This window comes from Moraxella sp., assembly GCF_024227015.1.
GTDB lineage: Bacteria > Pseudomonadota > Gammaproteobacteria > Pseudomonadales > Moraxellaceae > Moraxella.
In genome coordinates this window covers 1-2465 of record NZ_JAAELD010000342.1, presented here as the reverse complement: position 1 = coordinate 2465, position 2465 = coordinate 1, and the positions used below count along the sequence as shown (strand labels likewise).

Below are 2465 nucleotides of genomic sequence, written 5' to 3'. Positions count from 1 at the left end.
CCAAAGAGCGGTATTTTTTGATAGCTTATTTGATAATTAACAATCAATTTTTCAATCAATCTTCATAATTATCAATACTCGGACAAGAACAAATCAAATTCTTATCGCCATACACATCGTCCACACGCCCCACGCTCGGCCAGAATTTGTGAGCCTTGATATAGGGTAGTGGGAACACTGCTTCTTCACGGCTGTATGGGTGCGCCCAGTCGCCCGTTACGACAAAGGCGGTATGCGGGGCATTGACAAGCGGATTATCGTCCGCCGTCCAGCCGTCCGCTCCTGCTTTGACTTTTAGGGCTTCTTGCTTGATTTGCTTCAACGCTGAGATAAAGCGGTCAAGCTCGCCCACACTCTCGGACTCGGTCGGCTCAATCATGAGCGTACCTGCTACAGGGAATGACATGGTCGGAGCATGAAAGCCATAGTCCATCAAGCGTTTGGCGATGTCGGTTTCGCTAATGCCCGTCTCTTCTTTTAGTGGGCGAATGTCCACGATACATTCGTGAGCGACAAAGCCATTTTTGCCAGTGTACAAAATCGGATAGTCATTTTCTAGCGATTTTGCGACATAGTTGGCGTTCAATAAAGCACGTTTGGTCGCTGATAGCAGACCGTCCGCCCCCATCATCGTGATATACATCCATGAGATTGGCAAAATGCTTGCCGAACCGTAGGCGGACGATGATACCGAGCCTTGACCGTCAGAGGCATTCATCACGCCTGTTACGCTGTGGCTTGGCATGAATGGGGCAAGGTGCGATTTTAGACCAATTGGACCCATACCCGGGCCACCGCCACCGTGTGGGATACAGAACGTCTTATGTAGGTTCATGTGTAGCACGTCCGCCCCCACGTCCGCAGGTTGCATGATAGCGACTTGGGCGTTCATGTTCGCCCCGTCCATGTACACCTGTCCGCCATGCTTGTGGATAAGCTGACAAATATCACGAATGCCCTCTTCATACACGCCATGCGTGGACGGATAGGTAATCATCAACGCACCCAAACGCTCGCTATACTCTTCGCATTTTGCCTGTAAATCCGCCACGTCCACGTTGCCCTTGTCATCGGTTGCCACCACCACAACTTTCATGCCAAGCATTTGGGCGGTGGCAGGGTTGGTGCCGTGTGCCGAACGTGGGATTAGGCAGACATCACGTCCGCTCTCGCCACGGCTTTCGTGATAACGGCGAATGAGCAATAGCCCTGCATACTCGCCAGACGCACCAGAGTTGGCTTGCATACTAATCTCATCAAAGCCTGTGATTGCTCGCAGTTGAGCTTGTAGGCTTTCAATCATCTCATGATAGCCTGCCACTTGCTCTTGTGGGGCGAATGGGTGAACATTTGCAAACTCATTCCAAGTAATCGGCAACATCTCGCTTGTGGCGTTGAGTTTCATTGTGCAAGAACCGAGTGAAATCATCGAACGGTTCATCGCCAAATCCTTATCTTCTAAGGATTTAAGATAGCGGAGCATTTCGTGTTCGGTGTGATAGCTGTTAAAGGTTGGGTGCGTGAGAATCTCATCAGTGCGAAGTAGCTCGCCCAAGATGACTTCCGCTTTGTCAAGCTCGCCTGTCGCCCCAAAAATTTTGCACAGCTCATCAAATTCATCTCTTTCGGTCAATTCATGAAACGATACAGAAATGCCGTGATTGTCGTGCTTCCATAGGTTGTAGCCTTTTTCGCTGGCAAGGGCGTACACTTTATCGGCTTGTTCTTGATTGTCAAAATCCACAAGCACGGTATCAAAAAACACCTCATGACGTACGTTCAGCCCTGCCGATTTTACCGCTTTGGCAAAGGCGACCGCTAGGGCGTGAATGCGTGTGGCAATAAGTTTTAGACCGCTCGCCCCGTGATACACGGCATACATACCGGCTAGATTGGCAAGCAACACTTGGCTTGTGCAAATGTTGGAGTTGGCTTTTTCACGGCGGATATGCTGTTCACGGGTTTGCAGTGCCATGCGTAGGGCGGTGTTGCCTTGTGCGTCTTTTGACACGCCGATGATACAACCGGGGGCAGAGCGTTTGTCCTTGTCTTTAAAGGCAAAATAGGCAGCGTGCGGGCCGCCAAAGCCCATGGGCACGCCAAAACGCTGAGTGCTACCTAGGGCAATGTCCGCCCCCATGTCGGCAGGGGATTTTAGCAGTACAAGGCTCATGATGTCGCTTGCAACAATGGCGTACGCCCCTTTTTCCTTCACGCTTGCGATAATGTCATTTAAGTCCACCACGTCGCCATCTTTGCCGACATATTGGAAAAACGCCCCAAAAAACTCGCCATTTTTGGCAACATTAAAATCACCCACCACTACATCAAAACCAAAATATTTGGCACGGGTGCGAATCACATCAAGGGTCTGCGGATAGGTACGCTCGTCCACAAAAAAGGCGTTGGATTTTGATTTACTTACACGTTTTGCCATTGCCATGGCTTCGGTAGCAGCAGTTGCT

Annotated in this window: 1 protein-coding gene; it reads right to left on the bottom strand. The window is 50.2% G+C overall.

Annotated elements, in window-relative coordinates; translation table 11 throughout:
• Positions 1-55: 55 nt before the first annotated feature.
• The coding region (gene gcvP, locus GY683_RS07665) for an aminomethyl-transferring glycine dehydrogenase (protein WP_297288171.1) at positions 56-2465 on the bottom strand (2410 nt) is incomplete at its 5' end.